Here is a 1,211-nt window from a genome sequence, read left to right as displayed (position 1 = left end):
GATCCCGGGCATCGATGCCGTCGTCGGCGCCCATAGCCATTCCCTGCTGTCGAACACCGATCCGAAGGCGGAAGGCCCCTACCCGACGATGGTCGACAATCCGGACGGCTACAAGGTGCCGGTGGTGCAGGCGGCCTCCTATTCGAAATATCTCGGCGAGTTCAAGGTGGTGTTCGACGACAATGGCGTCGTCAAATCGGCCAGCGGCGACCCGATCTATCTCGACAAGTCGATCACCCCCGACCCGGCCGTGCTCGCCCGCATCAAGGAGCTTGGGGCGCCGATCGAGGCGTTGAAGAACAAGGAAGTGGCCGAAACCACCGACGTCATCGACGGCAGTCGCGAGAGCTGCCGCACCCGCGAATGCGCGATGGGCAATCTCGTCTCCGACGCCATCCTCGACCGCGTCAAGGGACAGGGCGTCGAGATCGTCATCTCCAATGGCGGCGGCCTGCGCGCCTCGATCGACAAGGGCACCGTCACCATGGGCGAGGTGCTGACCGTGCTGCCCTTCCAGAACACGCTGGCGACCTTCCAGATTTCGGGCAAGGATCTGGTGGCCGGCCTCGAGGGCGGTCTCAGTCAGGTCGAGGACGGCGCCGGGCGCTTCCCCCAGGTCGCCGGCCTGAAATATTCCTTCGACAAATCCGTTGCGCCCAATGCCGGCCGGGTCAAATCGGTGGAGGTCATGGAAGGCGGTGCCTGGACGCCGATCAAGCCGGAGAAGGACTATCTGGTCGCCACCAACAACTATGTTCGCCAGGGCGGCGACGGCTACAAGGTCTTTGCCGACAAGGCCAGGAATGCCTACGACTACGGCCCCGGCCTGGAACAGGTGGTTGCCGACTATCTCGGCGCCCACCGGCCCTACACGCCGAAGCTCGACGGCCGCATCACCGAAATAGCCGCGACCGTCGCCGCGGCGCCTGCGGCCCCGGCAACCGATCCGGCCAAGCCAGCCGAAGCGGCACCGGCCACCCCGGCGCCCGCACCGGCTGAAGCCGCCAAGCCTGCCGAAGCGGCACCGGCAATGCCTGAATTGCCGGCCAACTCGGGCGATATCGCCAACACACCACCGGCCATATCGACGGAAGGAGCACCTCCCCCGCCAGCGCCACCAGCCGCGCCGGCACCGGCCGAGCCGGCAAAGCCTGCTGAGGCCGCGCCAGCGGAAGCCAGCCATGTCATCGTTGCCGGCGACACCTATTGGG

The 1,211-nt window shown here is 66.5% G+C and carries 1 protein-coding gene; it reads left to right on the top strand.

Annotated features, from left to right (window positions below; genetic code table 11):
- On the top strand, positions 1-1,211 hold a 1,211-nt coding region (locus tag EN884_RS36425), incomplete at both ends, for a 5'-nucleotidase C-terminal domain-containing protein (protein WP_206617756.1).

The sequence above is a fragment of the Mesorhizobium sp. M7A.F.Ca.AU.001.01.1.1 genome (genome assembly GCF_004022735.1).
Taxonomy (GTDB): Bacteria; Pseudomonadota; Alphaproteobacteria; order Rhizobiales; family Rhizobiaceae; genus Mesorhizobium; species Mesorhizobium ciceri.
This window is presented reverse-complemented; position numbering and strand designations above follow the sequence as displayed.